This window comes from Arthrobacter sp. AQ5-05 (assembly GCF_003287975.1).
Taxonomy (GTDB): domain Bacteria; phylum Actinomycetota; class Actinomycetes; order Actinomycetales; family Micrococcaceae; genus Paeniglutamicibacter.
On record NZ_QMKQ01000029.1, the window covers coordinates 26,974 to 42,466 of the forward strand.

The window sequence follows — 15,493 nt, forward strand, 5'->3', positions numbered from 1 at the left end:
CGCCCTGCACCCGGTTCAGGGCATGGAGCCGCCGCCCACGGGCGCGACCGGCACGGCGGGGGCAGTGGAGGGGAACTCGAGGTCCAGCTCGGCCACGAACAAGCCGCGCTGCGGCAGCCAGAAATCCGCCAGGTGCTCCTGCACCGCCAACGGCTGCGGCGCCCCGGCGTCCTGGCCGTCGATGACCGCCTCGGCGGTGGCCACAGTCCACACCCGCAGCGGGCGGGCCCGGAACCGTTGGCCGTTGGGAACCAGCCCGGCCATGCCCAGCCTTCCGGCACGCAGCGCCGGTCCCATCGCCTGCCCCATGGCGCCGAGCAGCCGGTCGTTGCGCCACACGGCGGCCGGCATCATCCCCGCCATGGCGCTCAGTGCGCCCGCGGCCCGGGAGCTCTCCAGCCCGATCCGCCATTCCAGCACGCCGGGCACCGCAACCTCCAGCGTGAACGGGTCGGTGAAGCGGCCGGTGACCGGTGTCTGGACGGCCCGGCTGAACGCAGCACCGAAGTACCTGTTGCAGCTGAGTTCCGGCGGGGCGTCGACATAGACATTCCAGCGCCCGTCGCCCCGGCGCAGCCACACCGCATGATAGGCCGGGCCGATGGAACTGGCGGTGAAGCGCCGGTAGGCCAGGTACCGGCCTTCCCCGAAGGGCATGCCCATCAGCGCGTACCCGGAAAAGCGTTCGGCGCTCCCGCGCGGCAGCCGCGGCCCGGCCTCGGATTCAGCGGCGCATTGACGCGGTGTTGGTGTCTTCATCGCGGACTCCTTGTGCTCGATACCCCGAGCCTAGGAGTCCCTCCGCGTGAAAGCATGGGGCGCCTGCCCCATCTGTTGCCTTCTCAGGCTTCCTGCCGGCGCACCATCTCATTGATCCAGGCCGGGGCGAACGGCGAGGTGCAATTCGGCGGCGTGGGGTAGTCCTTGAGCACCTCGAGGCGCTCACCGATCCCCAGCGCCCGGGCGCGCAGTGCGGGATGCTCGATCCCGATCGTGGCCAGCGCCTGGTTCATGGCCCACTGCAGGCGTTCGGGTGCATCCTTCATCTGCGCCTCGATGACGTCCAGCAACCCGGGCAGGTCCAGGCCCTCGGGTTTCTTGGCAATCCGTTCGCTGGTCAGCGCCCATCCGGCGCTGGCCACCACCGGATCCCGATCCGCCATCCAGGCCAGGCGCAGCTCCTCGACGTGCTTGGATTTCTTCACCACGTAGTTCACCAGCCAGTCGTGCACCTTCGGTGCGCGGGCTTGGCGCAGCATCGCATCCAGCTGCCCGGACCCGAATTCCTTGGGCTTGCAAACCAGCAGCGCCAGCAACCTGCCCGCGGTGTCATCCGTGGCCCACAGCTCGAGGGCCAGGTCCTGTTGGGTCTTCAGCCGCTTGGCCACTGCCCGCAGCTGGGTCAGGTTCACCCCGTGGTCATCCCCGCGCTTTTCGTTGGCTTCGCGCACCTTCGGGTTTTCAAGCCCGGCCAGCTCTGCCATGATCTCTGCAACAGTCGTTTCCGACATCCAAACCTCCCGGTGTTTGTTCCCGGCCCCCAGTCTACGGACAGCCCGCCACGGGATGTACGGGCTTTCGCCGCACGGGCCATGAAAGCCCCCGGCACACGACCCGGCCTACAGCGCTTGCACTCCGGGTTGATGGCCGCCGGCCAGCTCGCGGGCGGCGGCGACGTACCTCCGGGTGGCCAGGCGCTGGGCGGCTTCCGCCACCGGGGAGGCCATCGCGAAGAACCGGTTGGAGTGCCTCGAGGCGGCCTTGATTTCCAGGTACACCGATCCGTCGCTTTCCAGCACCGCGGCAAATGACTCCTCCCCCGTTTCGGGGTGCCCGGCCAGCGTCCCGTAGGCAAAACCCGACCGCGTGGTTTCGTCGATCAGGCGCACCACACGGCAAGGCGCATTGATGCGTGCCGGGCCGACGCCGAAGCCCAGCTCGACGCGGCTGCCGAGCTTCACACGCGGGGTGTCGGGCCGCGTGCGCAGGCCCGAACGCCGATGCAGCGACCAGGTGAGAATGCCTTCGGCCAGCGCGTCGAAGGCGGCCCGGCCGGAGCCCACCCGTTCGCGCAGGTGCAGGTGGCTGTAACCCCCGGGCATCGGGTCAAGCCCGGTCATCCCGGCTTCCGGGTAGCTTAGGTCGGACAGCACCCCGAGGCGGAAGAGCCTGCGCCGGGCGGCCAGCTCGGCCGGACCGCGCTTGGCCAGGGCCAGGCCGGCGACCCCCAGCACCGCCTTCCCGCCGAGGCGGGCCGGCAGCGGCAGCGGGCCCAGCGCGGGCCGCTGCAGGCCCAGCAGCCTGCGGTGGTTTTCCGGCAGCGTGTCCACCACGGCGGCAAAGAGCAGCTTGTAGCCGGGCAGCACCGCCGGATCCAGTGGCGGGTTCTTCAGGAAGGAGACGACCTGCTCCACCCTGGGGCCTCCGGCCAGTTCGCCGCGGGCCTCGTACCCGGCGATGGCCGACCTCAGTTCGGCGTCGCTGCGCGGCGGGTTGGCCACGCCCATGAGTTCGCCGGCCATGGCCCATTCGCGCACGTAGGCGTCGGCGCCTTGGGGGACGGGGCCGGAGAAGATTTCGTGGCTGCGCAAGAACGCGTCGGCGAAGGCGATGTGCACCCATTCGGCGAGCCCGGGGTCGTTGGCCGCGTAGTCGCGTTCCTCCCCGGTGCCGGAGACATAGCGCCCGGTGACCGGTTCGTGGCGGCGGGCCACCCGGGCGCAGGCGGCGTTCGCGGCCGTCGTGTCGCCGTAGGTCAGGGTGAAGATCCAGCGGATGGTCCCGGCCAGCCGGGACAGCGGGTCCGTGCGGTAGTCCGAATGCTCGGCGACACCGGCCAGCGCGCCGGGATGCAGCGCCTGGGTCAGCAGCGCCCGGATGCCCGCGGCGATCGGGCTCATGCCCCCGTGCACCACCCAGACCGCGGAGTCGTGCGGGAAGTATCCCGCATCGTCTCCGCGGTCCAGCTCGCGTTCCCACACCGGATCGTAGTGTTCCTGGGCGGAGAACGTCTGCTGCAGCTTGTGCCGCAATGGCTCGAACATTGCCGGTCGTTAGCCGATCTGCAGTTCGCCCATGTCGCCCCAGGAATCGCCCTCGACCTTGCGGGAGACGATCTTCGGGGTGGCGGCGAGGGCCGGGCGCATGGACTCCAGGCCCGCCTTGAAGTGCTCGGAGTTCACGTGGGTGCCGGCGGCCTCGTCGTCGAGGAAGGCCTCGACGAGCACGAACTCGGCCGGGTTCTCGACACTGCGGGACCAGTCGAACCAGAGGTTCCCGGGCTCGGAGCGGGTGGCTTCGGTGAACGGGGCCACCAGGTCCATGAATTGTTCGGTGTATTCGGGCTTGGTTTGGAACTTGACAACGATGAAGTACATGGTGCCCAGCATACATATTCCGGATCAGCCTCGCTCGACAAGGCCCTTCCATCCCAGCGCCGCGCGGTCGGCGGTCGGCAGCGAGGCGACCACCAGGTCATAGGAGTCCTCGATCATCGCCAGCATGGTCTCGGCGTCCAGACCCGGCACCACGGTGTTCCAGTGTTTCTTGTTCATGTGGTAACCCGGGGTGATCTGGGGGTTTGCGACGCGCAGCTGTTCTGCCAGCACGGGGTCGCACTTCAGGTTCAGGCTCGTTGTCCCGCCGCGGTGCATCAGCAGCCCGAACATCTTGGCCCGTGCGCCTTCCCTGCCCGCGACCTTGAAGACAGCCGCGTCCTCGCCGAAGGGGAAATCCTCGAAGGCGCCCGGAAGGGAGAGCAACATCGCACGCCAGGTTTCGTATTCCACGCTGCCAATCCTAAGCCCGGCGGGCAGAAAAGAGGCCGGCCCCGCCACCTGGGGGGGTGTGGCAAGACCGGCCGGTCTACGGGGGTTCGCGGTCGACCCGTCCCCGGAACGGGGAGAGTCCGACCGCGAACTTCGGTTCTTCCTGTGGGTTAGTTCCCCTCGCCCTTGCGGCGGCGGGAGCTTGCCACGAACGCTGCCCCGAGGAGCAGGATCAGTGCGCCGGAGCCCAGGATCCACAGCGTGGAGTCATCCGCGCCCGTGGTCGCCAGCGGCGGTGCCGGCTTGCGCGGCGAAACCACGGCGACAGGTGCCGGATTCACCGGCGGACCCACGACCACCGGTGCCGGATTCAGCGGCGGGACCACGATGACCGGCGGTGCCGGCAGCACGATCTCCTCGTCCGGCGTGGGGTGCACGGTCTTCGACGGCGGGACATCCCCATTGCCGGTGGCCACGTTCACCAGGACCTCGTCCCAGGCCTCGTCATCGACCGTGATGGAGTAGGTAAGGGTCTTCTCCTCGCCGACCGCCAGGTCGCCCACGGTCCACACCAGCTTGCTGCCGTCGATGGCCGACTCGCCGCCGTGCAGCCGCAGGCTTCCCTCGTCGAGGGTTGCCGCGTGCTGCCAACCGGCCATCTCGTCGGTGACCACCGCCCCGGTGTACACGAACTCGCCGGTGTTGCGCACCGTGAGGGTGTAGGTGACGGTGTCGCCCGGCCAGACGATGGTGCCGCTGGCCGGATCCGAGGTCTTCACCAACGAGTAGCTGCGCGGGTTCTTCACCGGGGTCGCGCAATCGCGGGACGCGGTGGTTTTGCCGTTGGCGCTCAGGATGGCCTCGTTCAGGAAGCCGCCGTTGGTGTTGGTGTCCTCGGGCTGGCAGGTGCCGGCCTCTGATCCGATGACCCCGTCCGCCAGGACCGCGACGACGTGCACCACGTAGGTGTGGGAGTCGCGTGCCTCGAGGTTGCGGTCGGCGGCGAGCACCGTGCCCGTCTGCGTGCCGGGGTTCTCCCAGCTGCCGGTTTCAGCGGTGCCTTCCAGGGTCCAGTTGGCGCCGGTGGCGGTGAGCCCCGCGCCGAAGCGCAGCGTGTCGGTGAGGTCGTAGCGGGTTGCCACGTCCGAGGTGTTGTTCACCACGACCGTGTAACGCGCATCCCAGCTGCCATCCGCGTTCTCCTCGGCCGAGACGGCCGTCTTGACGACGTTGCTGCTCGGTACCGGGATTTCCAGGCAGGCCGTGTCCTGGTCGGACTCGTTTCCTGCGGTGAGAACGCCGGTGTTCAGCAATCCGTGGCCGTCGGAGCCGCAGACCCGATCCGCATCGTTGATCGCCGAAGTCAGGGACACGTTGACGATGACCGTGAAGGTGTGGACAGCTCCCGGGTCCAGGACCTGGTTGGCCGCCACGAGCTCGTCGGTGGAGTCCTTGCCGTGCCAGGCCTCGTTGACAACGACGTCGGTGGAGCTGACGTGGCGGTCGTTGACGGTGACGCCGTCGGCGAAGGCCGGGGTGTCGGTGAGCGTGTAGTTCGCGCTCGCACCCTCGGTTCCCGGGTTGGTGACGATCAGCTTGTAGCTCGCGTCCCAGGTGCCGTCCCAGTTTCCGTCCGCGTTCTCATGCTGGACCAATTCAAGGGCCTGCTTGTCGAGGCTCGGGGCAACGGGTGCCGCGCAGGCGCGGGCCTCGCGGTCCTGGCCGTTGGAGGTGATTCCCGCCGTGTTCAGGAACCCGGTGCCGTCTTCCCCCTCGGTCAGTTCGCAGTCGGCTGCAGCACTGCCGGTGGTTCCGGCGGCCACGGTGGCGGTGACGCTGATGCTGTACTCGTGGGTGTCGCCCGCGGCCAGGAACTTGTTGGTGGCCAGCGTGGTGGCGGGATCGGTGTCGGGTGCGCTCCAGGCGCCGTCGGCACCGTCCGGTCCGCTCCAGGTGGCCGAATCGATGGTGGCACCTGCGCCGAAGGCCAGGGTGTCATCCAGCGAGTAGATGCCCGGCGAGGCCACGTCCCCTCTCACCGTGACCTTGTAGTCCACGGCCCAGCTGCCGTCGGGCTGCTGGCTGGCCGAGGTGACGGTCTTGGCGATGTCCGGGTTTCCGGTGGCCGGGATCTTCACGCAGTCCTCGTCCGAATCGGTCTGGTTGCCGCTGGTGAGCCTTGCGGTGTTGAAGAAGCCGCTGCCGGCGCCCTCGCATTCCCGCTTGCTTTCCAGGTCCAGCCCGGCCAGGTCCACGGTGAAGGTCACCCGGTAGGCGTGCTTCGTGCCCGCCGCGATCGGGGTGTCATCCGCGATGGCCACCGGGACGGTGGTGCCGTCCAGCGTGGTTGCCGGGGTGTCCTCGCCGACCGAGACGACGTTCCAGCCCTCGATCTGCGTTCCTGCGGCGAATGCCGGGGAATCGAGAAGATCGTAGTGGGAGTCGTGTCCGGTGGTGTTGTCCACGTCCAGCGTGTAGGAAACCTTCCACGTTCCGGTCGCCTCATCCAGCACCGGGTCCCCGGTGGCGGTCTTGGCGATTTCCGGTGTGGTCGGCTCCGCGCAGGCCGTGGCCTCGGTGCCCTGTCCGTTGGCGGTGATGGTGGCCGAGTTCAGGAACCCGGTGCCGTCCTCGCCTTCGACCAGTTCGCAGTTGCCGGCCTCGGTGCCCACGACCCCGGCCGCGACGGTGGCGGCGACCGTGACCTCGTAGGCCTCGGTGGTTCCGGCGTCGATCAGCTTGTCGGCGGCCAGGACCTCGGTGTAATCCGGGGTCGCCAGGTCCCAGTCGCCCGAGTCGCCGGCCGTCGGGCCGGTCCACGAGGCGTCGGTGACGGTGATGCCGTCGCCGAAGGACAGGGTGTCTTCCAGCGAGTAGCGTCCCTGGACGTCGTCGTTGTTGGTGACCTCCAGCTTGTAGGTGATGCTCCAGCTGCCATCGGCGTTCTGCCGGGTGCCGGTGACGGTCTTTTCAACCGTCGGGGCTCCGACCCTCACGCAGACCTCGACCGAGGTGCTGGCATCATCGGTCGCCACGGAGGTGGCGGTGTTGGTGTGGGTGGTGCAGGTGCCGTCCGGGGCATCCGGGTCCGGGTTCGTGAAGACCACCTGGTAGGTGAATTCCGTGGAAACGCCGTCGGGGTTCCAGTCCGCGGTGCCCAGGGACACCGGGGCCGCAACGGTTCCGGCCTTGTCGTCAAGGACCTCAAGGTCCTTGTTGGTGGAGCCGGCCTCGGCGTAGTTCACCTCGGCCGTCCCCGTGGCGGACACAGCGTCGCCCTTGGCGTTTTCCCAGCTGGCGGTGGCGGTGTTCGCACCGGTGTAGTCCATGTCCCGCGGGGTGCCGGTGCACGTGTAGTCAAGGACCACGGTGCCCGGTTCCCCGTCGGTACCGGCGGGAACCAGGACCTGCAGGCCTTCGGTTGATTCGTCGGCGTCCTTGGCGTCGACCTTGCAGGCGACACCCTGGATGTCGATGTTCTCGGAGACGGTGGCCGTGATGGCACCTTCGGCGAACCGGTTCGGGTTGGACAAGGTGATCTTGCCGCTTACCGCGTGGTTCGAATCCTCGAATCCGGACGGGGTCGCGGCCACCGTGTAGTCGAACGTTGCCGTCCCGTCCAGGCCGATCTCGGCCTTGGTGGCCGAGACCTTCTTGTCCAGGTCCCACAGGTACTCGCGGTCGAAGGATGCCTCGGCGCTCTTGCTGACCGACAGGCCCTCCTTGGCGCAGACCGTGACGTCCGTCGAGTCGGTGTTGTCGCCGGCGGCGCTCGTCGGCATGACCTCGGCGGGGCCGTTCTCGGTGCTTTCCTCGAGCACCGCGTTGTTGGTGTAGATGGTGCACTGTCCGGCCACGCCGGCGAGCTCGACCGGGTAGGTGAACGTCCTGGCGTCCTCGTTGTCTCCAACGCTGACGGTGCCCAGGTCGTGGGTGGCACCGGGTACCGTCTTGTCGTCGAGAACGTTGACCGTCTCGTCGATGCTGCCGGTCTGCGTGAACAACACGTCGGCGTCGAAGGAAGCGGTGCGGTCCTCACCGTCAACGCCACTCCAGCTGACCGTGGCGGTGTTGGTGTGGCCCGAGTAGTCGGCCTCGAGCAGCTTGGCGTCGATCATGCAGTCGTAGCTGACCGTGGTCTTGCCGCTGACAACTTCGCCGTCAACGACGGTGGCCGCGGGGACCACCACGTCCGTGCCGCCACCGGCGACGGTGCACGTTGCGCCCGGAACCGAGGTGGCATCGCTGATGTCGACGCTCAACTCGCCCTGCTGGTTCGGGTTGAACACGTCGATCGATCCGGACATCGTCCAGTCCTGGTCGGCATGCCCGTCCAGGCTGGCGGTGACCGTGTAGTTCGCGGTCGCCTTGCCGTTGCCGTCGACCGTGAACTTGCCCTTCTCGACCTGCTTGTCGATGCTCCAGTCGTAGTCGCGGGTGAATCCGGCCTTGACGGTCTTGACGACCGTCATGCCCGTCTCCACGCAGACCTCGACGGATACCGAATCGGTGTTGTCCTCGTTGCTGCCGGCCTTTTCCTTGAGCACCGCGGTGTTGGTGAACGTGGTGCACTTGCCCGCCGTGCCCACCAATTCCTGCGCGTATGTGAAGACGTTCTCGCCGCCCAGGGTCGCGGTGCCCAGTTTCACGGGCTCCGCTTCCGGGTTGGTCTTGTCGTCATAGACGTCGACCGAGGCGTCGGTGGCCTGATCGAGCGTGAAGTCCACGTCAACCGGATCGCTGGATGCGGTGCGGCCATCGCCCCAGGCGGCGGTCGCGGTGTTCTTGAGGAAGCCGGTGTACTTGGCTTCGTCCACGCCGGCGGCAACGTTGCAGGTGTAGTCGAGCGTTGCCGTCGCTCCGGCAGCGATCTGCACGTCCGCACCGTCGGCGACCGTGCAGGTGATGCCCGCGATATTCAAGGCATCGGTGACGTCGGCGGTGATCGAGCCGAAGTCGTTCGGGTTGTGCACGGTGGTCTTTCCACCGAGCGTCCAGCCCGAATCCGTGTGTGCATCCTGCGTTGCGGCCACGGTGTAGTTGGCAACAACCTTGCCCTCGCCATCGACCTTGAAGTCGGTCTCGTCGACCTGCTTCTCGATCTTCCAGTCGTAGTCGCGGTCGTAGGTCGCCGTGGCGTCCTTGGAGACATCCAGGTCCGCCTCGACACAGACCGTGACGGTCTGCTCGTCGGTTGCCAGGATGTTCGTTTCGCCGGCTGCCGCCATCGCCCGCGGCTCCCCGGCCACGCCGGCCAGGGTCGCGGTGTTGGTGTAGTCGGTGCAGGTGCCCAGCACGCCTGGGAACGACAGGTCGTAGGCGTCAAACGCCGTGGGTCCGTCATTCCAGTGTGCGGTGCCCAGCAGGACCGGTTCCCCAACGGTTCCGGCCTTGTCGTCAAAGACCTGCACGGTCTCGTCCGTCACGTTGGCAGCCTCGTACGCGAAGCCTGCCGTGGCCTTGGCGGACTTCGGATCGCCTGCGGCATCCGTCCACGTCACGTCTGCGGTGTTGGTGCCGTTGTAGGCGGCGGGTGTGCCGCCGCAGTGGTAGGCCAGTTCCCCGATGCCTGGGTTGCCGTCGGTGCCCGCGGGCACCAGCACCTGGAATCCGTCCTGGTCCGGATCAAGATCCGTCGGGTTGGTGATGTCGCACGTCAATCCGGCGATGCCCGCGGTGTCCTTGACGGTTGCGGTGATTGCACCGCCGGCGAACTGGTTGGGGTTGGTCAGCGTGATCTTGCCGTCCAGAGTGAACCCGGTGTCGACCTTTTCCTTGGGCTCTGCCGAAACGGTGTAGGTGAACGTCGCCGATCCGTCCGGGGCAATCGTCTGCTTCGTCGAATCCACGGACTTCTTCACGTCCCAGGTGTACAGGCGGTCAAATGAGGCCGCGGCGTCCTTCTCCACCTGCAATCCGGCCTTGGCGCAGACTTCCACCTCCTGGCTGGCCTTGTTGTTTGCATCCTTGCCGTCGGTTGCTGTTTCCTCGTTCAGCACCGCGGTGTTGGTGTAGGTGGTGCACTGCCCGGCAGTGCCTTGGAGTTCAACCGGGTACGGGGCGAACGTCTTCGGGGCCTCGGACACGCTCGCGGTGCCCAGGTCATGCTCGGCGCCGGGAACGGTCTTGTCATCGACAACCGTGACGGTCTCGTCGATGCTGCCGGTCTGCGTGAAGACGATCGGCGCACTGTTGGTCACGGTGCGGTCCATCCCGTCAACACCCTTCCAGCTGACGATGGTGTGGTTCTTCTTGCCCGTGTAGTCGCCTGCCGAAACCCCGCCGGCAAAGGTGCAGTTGTACTGCACCGTGGCGGTCCCGTTGCTGACCTCGCCGTCCGCCTCGGTGGCGGCGGGAACATTCACGCCGGTGCCGTTGGCCACCGTACATACGGCGCCCGGGATCTCCGGGGTGTCGGTGACGTCGACGGTGATGGCTTCCTGCTGGTTCGGATTGAACACGGTGATCACACCGGACATGGCCCAGTCCTGGTCCTTGTGCCCGTCCAGGAGCGCCTTGACCGTGTAGTCTGCGGTGGCCTTGCCGTTCCCGTCAACGGTGAACTTGCCCTGGTCGACCTGCTTGTCGATGCTCCAGTCGTAGTCGCGGGTGAAGCCCGCATCGACGGTCTTGACCACGGTCAGGCCGTCCTCAACGCAGACCTCGATGTCGGCCGATGATTCGTTGCCTTCGGGGTTGTCGTCGTCGCCCTCGAGCACGGCGGTGTTGGTGAAGGTGGTGCACTTGCCGGCAACGCCCTGCCATTGAACGTCGTATGCAAAGGTCTGCGGCGACTGGTCGCGCGTCACCGTGCCCAGCACGCCGTCATTCCCGGCGTAGTGGTCGTCGGCCACCCTGATCTCGGTGTCCGTTTCGGTGGCCAGTGCGAAGTCCACGTCGACCGGGCCGCTGGAGGCGCTGCGGTTGCCTCCCCAGGTGGCCGTCGCGGTGTTGGTGATCTTGCCTGTGTAGTCGGCTTCGGCCACGCCGGCTGAAACCTCACAGGTGTAGTCGAGTGTTGCCGTCTTGCCGGCAGCGACCACCACGTCCTGGCCCTCAGCGACGGAGCAGGTGATGCCCTCAACGTTCAAGGCATCGGTGACATCCGCGGTGATCGAACCGAAATCGTTCGGGTTGGCCACCGTGATGGTGCCCGCGAGCTTCCACTTCGAATCCGTGTAGCCGTCCTGGGTGGCGGCCACCTTGTAGCCGGCGGTGACCTTGCCGTTCCCGTCGACCTTGAAGGAGGTCTCGTCGGCCTTCTTCTCGACCTTCCAGTCGTAGTCGCGGTCGTAGGTGGCCGTGGCGTCCTTGGAGACAACCAGGTCCTGTTCGGCACAGACCGTGACGGGCTCGCTGTCCGACGCCAGGGTTGCCTGGTTCCAGCCCTTCTCGGTCACGATCGCGGTGTTCGTGTAGTCGGAGCAGGTTCCCGGGGTTCCGCCGAACTTCAGGTCATAGGGGAAGGCAGTGGGGGTCTTCTCCTTGTTCCAGGTGGCTTCGCCCAGCAGCTCGGGGTACTCGGTCTCGTAGACCTTGTCGTCAAAGACCAGGACGGTCTTGTCGTACTCGGTGTCGAGGGCATACTCGACCTTGGCCGTGGCCCGGGTCGACTTCTTGTCGCCGGTGACATCCGTCCACGACACATCCACAGTGTTTGTTCCGGTGTAGCTGGCAGGGACGCCATCGCAGGTGTAGTCCAGGACGACTATGCCGTTGTTTTCCCCGGCGTTGGCGGGCACCAGGACCTGCAGTCCCTCGGTGTTCAGGTCGTAGTCGGTGGCCTGGATTTCACAGGTCACGCCGCCGATGCCCACCGTGTCCGTGAGCGTTGCGGTGATCGCGCCGCCAGCGAAATTGTTCGGGTTGGTCAGGGTGATCGTGCCGCCCAGGGTTTCGCCAAAGTCATCAAAGCCGTTCGGGACTGCCGTGACGGTGTAGTTGAAGGTTGCCTTTCCGTCCGGGGCGATCGTCTGTTGCGTCTTGTCGACGTCCTTGGTCACGTTCCACTTGTAGAGGCGGTCGAAGGATGCCTTGGCGGTTTTGGAAACCTGCAGTCCTGCCTGGCCACACACGGTGGCAGTGGCTTCGTCGGAGGGGTTCTCCGAGCCGTCGCCTTCAAGCTCGATCCAGGCCTTGTTGGTGAAGGTGCCGCAGGTGCCGGGATCCACAACGTGCTCCAGCTCGTACGGGAACGCCTTGGATCGAGTGGCTTTGTCCTTGACCTCGCTCCACGAGACGGTGCCGACCTCGGTGCCGTCGCCCCCGGGTGCCGCCTGGTCGTCAAATACCTTGACGGTTTCGTCGGTGATCGTTCGCGGCTTGAATTCGATGGGCTTGGCCGGGCCGGTGGCTTCGCCGCCGGCCCAGGCAATCTTTGCGGTATTGGTTCCGCCGGTGTAGTCGGATTCGGCTACATTGCTGGGATCACAGGCGTAGTTCACGGTCGCGGTTCCGGGAATCCAGTTCCCGTCGACCAGGGTGGCCTGCGGTACGTTGATCTGGATGCCGGCAGCGTTCAGGTTCACGTCGTGGGTGGCATCCACGGTGCAGACCAAGCCCGCCAGCGACGTACTATCCGAGACCGTGGTCTCGACATCGCCGCCGAACTGGTTTGCGTTGGCCACCGTGATGGTGCCGCCCATCGACTTGGTGTCCGTGTAGCCCTCGCCGGTGACGGTGATGCCGTATCCGACCGTTGCCTTTCCGTCGGAGTCCGCGTTGACGGTCCCCTCGGTCTTGGCCTTCTTGTCGATGTCCCACGTGTAGGTGCGGTCGTAGCTTGCGTCGACGGTCTTTGACACGCTCAAGCCGGCCGGGAGGCAGGCCAGGATGGTCGCGTCCTCGGATGCGAGGGCCTCGGTGGCGGAAACCTTCGCGGTGTTCGTGAACGGTACGCATTGTCCGGCGTCTGCCGCCGGGACCGTCCAGGTCACCTCGTAGTCCTTGGACTGTGGCGTCGTGCCATCTGCCCCGTCAATGGTCCATGCGGGGTCAAAGGTGAACTCGTCGTCGGTCACGGTCACGTTTTGGTTCAATGGGCTCTGCGTCCACGAACCGGCGGTGACCTCGGCGGTGCCCTCGTCGACCTCGCCGGGGGTTGAGGCCTCGGCCTTGCTCCAGTCAACTCTGGCGGTGTTGGTTCCCGTGTACCTGGGCTGCGAACCGAAATCACAGCCGTAGTCGAACTCGACGGAGCTGTTCTTCGGGATGACCGTCTGGAATCCGGCCTTGGTCGGGTCCAGGTCGGTCCCGGTGCCCGGGCTGGTCTGGCCGGTCACGGCACAGACGGCGTCGCCGCCCACGTCCACCGAGTCGGTCAGGGTCGCGGAGACGTCCTGCCACTTGTTCGGGTTCGTCACCGTCATGGTCCCGGTCATGGCCCAGTTGCTGTCCACGTACGGCTGCGGCGTCACCGTCACCCGGTAGTCGATGGTGACCTCGCCGTTCGCATTGGTGTTGTACTTCGTGTTGTCCGCGACCGGCTGGCCGTTCAGCAGCGGGGTCTTGTCGATCTTCCAGGAGTAGGCGCGGTTGAAGCTTCCCTGGACGTTCTTGGTGACTTCCAGGTTGGCACCGATGCACACCTGGACCGACGCCGAATCGCTTCCGGTTCCGCCGTCGGATTCCTTGTAGGTGGCAATGTTCCCGTATGGCGTGCATTCGCCGGAGACCCCTGGCCACTTGATGGAGTAGTCAAACGTCTTCGATGCTTGCTCCGCGGTGACCTCGTTGCCGCCCGGAAGCATGCCCAGGTCAAATTTGTTGTCCGTGACGGTGACCTTGTCATCGGTGACGGTGGGTTCCACACCTGTGAAGGTGAAGTCCTTGCTGGCGCTGGCTTCGCCGTCGGTGCCGTAGTAGGACGCCGCGTCCCAGGTGGCCTTGACGGTGTTGGTTCCTGCCGTTGCCTCCGTGGTTCCGGCCGGCATCTCACAGGTGTAGTTGAAGTTCGTCGTTCCGCGCGGAATCGAGATCGGGCCGGTAACGGCCGTGCCGCCGGTTGTTTCGATGGCGCACTGGGCACCGGGGAGGCTGTCACTCAGCGTCACGCCGTTGATGGCGGCGGCATTGCTGTTCTCGACGCTGATGACACCGTCGACGACAAAGTTGCTGTCCTTGGGAGCGCTGGCCTTGACCATCACGCTGTAGTCGACACTGACGTTTGTCGTCGGCGACTTCACGCTGGCGGCCTGGCCGGCGGCAAGATTCTTGTCGATGGTCCAGTCGTAGTCGCGGTCAAACCTGGGCTTGGCCGTCGTGGAGACCGCAAGATCCTGGTATGTGGTTTTGGTGTTGGTGAACGTACAAACGACTTCCACACGGTTCAGCAAGGTAAAGGACACAAGCCGCTTCGTTTTGTCGACCGTCGGTATGACACCCGTACAGGTCAGGTCTGCGAGGTTCCAGCCGGCAGGAAGGACACCTTCCGAAATCGTGACCTCGCCCGGTGCAACGTTGTATTCAATCTGGTTCGGAAGGTTCTCACCGGTGTCGGATTCTGAACTGTCATCCAGATCGAAGTTGGCTGAAGACTCTGCTTCCTCCGAAGACAAGTTGAAATTGAAATCCGTCCCGTCAGCGGGAATGGCCTTCTTGACAACTGTCACAAAACCGACCTGCATGCCCGCCGTTTTTATCGACAGGGCCGAGGCACCCTGACCGACGCAGTTCAGTGAAACCTTGGATACGTGGTACGAGGAACCTGAAATCGATGAGGCTCCGGTGGACGGCCCATGGTCAAGTTCGGAAGCGATATGTGCACTGAAGTAAAGGATTCCGCTCCTCTCGGTGGCATCGAATGTCACGTACACGGTATCTTCGCGGGCAGAGCCGGAGCCTTCCACAACCCTGGTCCTGATGTTGTTTCCGCCATCCATGGAGAAGCGGCTAGCGTAGTCAAAACCCCATCTTTCGCCGTCCCTGACTTGGTACCTAAAAACGAATTCGTTCTCTCCAAGGCTCAAACCACTCATCATGACCCTGTACTGGACGAATCCGCCTTCAAACAGCCCCTGGGCAAGGTTGCCAGTCATCCAATCGGTCACTTCCGACTTTTGTTCCATCTTGCCAAGATTTCCCGTGCCCCCATTGGGACCACAGGTACCAATAGCCGACGGAGTGACCGGTTCTTCCGCAGGGAGTGCGGCCTTGGGGTCAGCGGTTTTCGCCGAGGGGTCGCTGGTCTTCGTTTCTGTCTTATTGGGGGCTTCGGTGGTAGGGGCAGCCGACTTCTTCGTCTGGACGGGCTTCTTCGTCACTGGAGCTTCGGACTTGGGGGCCGCGGACTCCTGCGGTTCGGCGACCTTCTCGGCCGCGGGCGGTTCGGTGCCCTCGGAAGGTGCTTCAGCAGCTTTCTCTTCTGCGGCAGCGGCCGGGGATTCTTTCTTCGACGCGTCCGATTCGAGCGTCGTTTCGCCGTCCTTCGCCGCGTCGAGCAGCTGCTGCTCCACGGTGGTGTCCTGTTTGTCGGCTGGCGCGGCCACGGCGGGATTGAATCCACCGCCGCCAAACATCATCGTTGCGACGAGCGCCGTCGTTGCACTGGCGCCAACGGTTGAACGGACGACGCCGTTCCTCCAAATCGCAGCCAAAAAAGGGCTCTACTGACTCTTCCGTGGGTCATCCCCGTCCCGGGAGTACCGGTTTCCGGCCTCCGAGGCTGAGCATCGCCAGGCCGATGAGGGCTTCGGGTGCTTTGAATCCGAAGGCCACCCGGGTGATGA

General features: G+C 65.7%; 7 protein-coding genes. 1 reads left to right on the forward strand and 6 read right to left on the reverse strand.

The annotated features are described in order from the left end of the window. Window positions 1-15 precede the first annotated feature (15 nt). From DQ353_RS17915 to DQ353_RS17940, 6 genes are all read right to left on the reverse strand, one after another. A complete protein-coding gene (locus DQ353_RS17915; RefSeq protein WP_113764548.1) occupies window positions 16-759 on the reverse strand; it encodes a hypothetical protein in 744 nt (247 codons plus the stop codon). Window positions 760-842: 83 nt separating this feature from the next. Then, window positions 843-1,511, reverse strand: coding sequence for a DNA alkylation repair protein (locus tag DQ353_RS17920; protein WP_113764549.1), 669 nt, complete (start codon window positions 1,509-1,511; stop codon window positions 843-845). A gap of 108 nt (window positions 1,512-1,619) precedes the next feature. Then, complete coding sequence (locus tag DQ353_RS22655) at window positions 1,620-3,044, reverse strand: DUF1990 family protein (RefSeq protein ID WP_113764550.1); 1,425 nt, start codon at window positions 3,042-3,044, stop codon at window positions 1,620-1,622. A gap of 9 nt (window positions 3,045-3,053) precedes the next feature. Then, a complete protein-coding gene (locus DQ353_RS17930) occupies window positions 3,054-3,377 on the reverse strand; it encodes a putative quinol monooxygenase (protein ID WP_113764556.1) in 324 nt (107 codons plus the stop codon). 24 nt (window positions 3,378-3,401) lie between these two features. Further along, the gene (locus DQ353_RS17935; RefSeq protein WP_113764551.1) at window positions 3,402-3,788 is read right to left on the reverse strand and encodes an MmcQ/YjbR family DNA-binding protein; all 387 of its coding nucleotides are present in this window, start codon (window positions 3,786-3,788) and stop codon (window positions 3,402-3,404) included. Window positions 3,789-3,937: 149 nt separating this feature from the next. Then, complete coding sequence (locus DQ353_RS17940; RefSeq protein ID WP_220094059.1) at window positions 3,938-14,392, reverse strand: DUF7927 domain-containing protein; 10,455 nt, start codon at window positions 14,390-14,392, stop codon at window positions 3,938-3,940. A 526-nt stretch (window positions 14,393-14,918) separates the two neighbouring features. Here DQ353_RS17940 and DQ353_RS21420 point away from each other — a divergent pair. After that, a complete protein-coding gene (locus tag DQ353_RS21420; protein ID WP_146755321.1) occupies window positions 14,919-15,377 on the forward strand; it encodes a hypothetical protein in 459 nt (152 codons plus the stop codon). The last annotated feature ends 116 nt before the right edge of the window (window positions 15,378-15,493 follow it).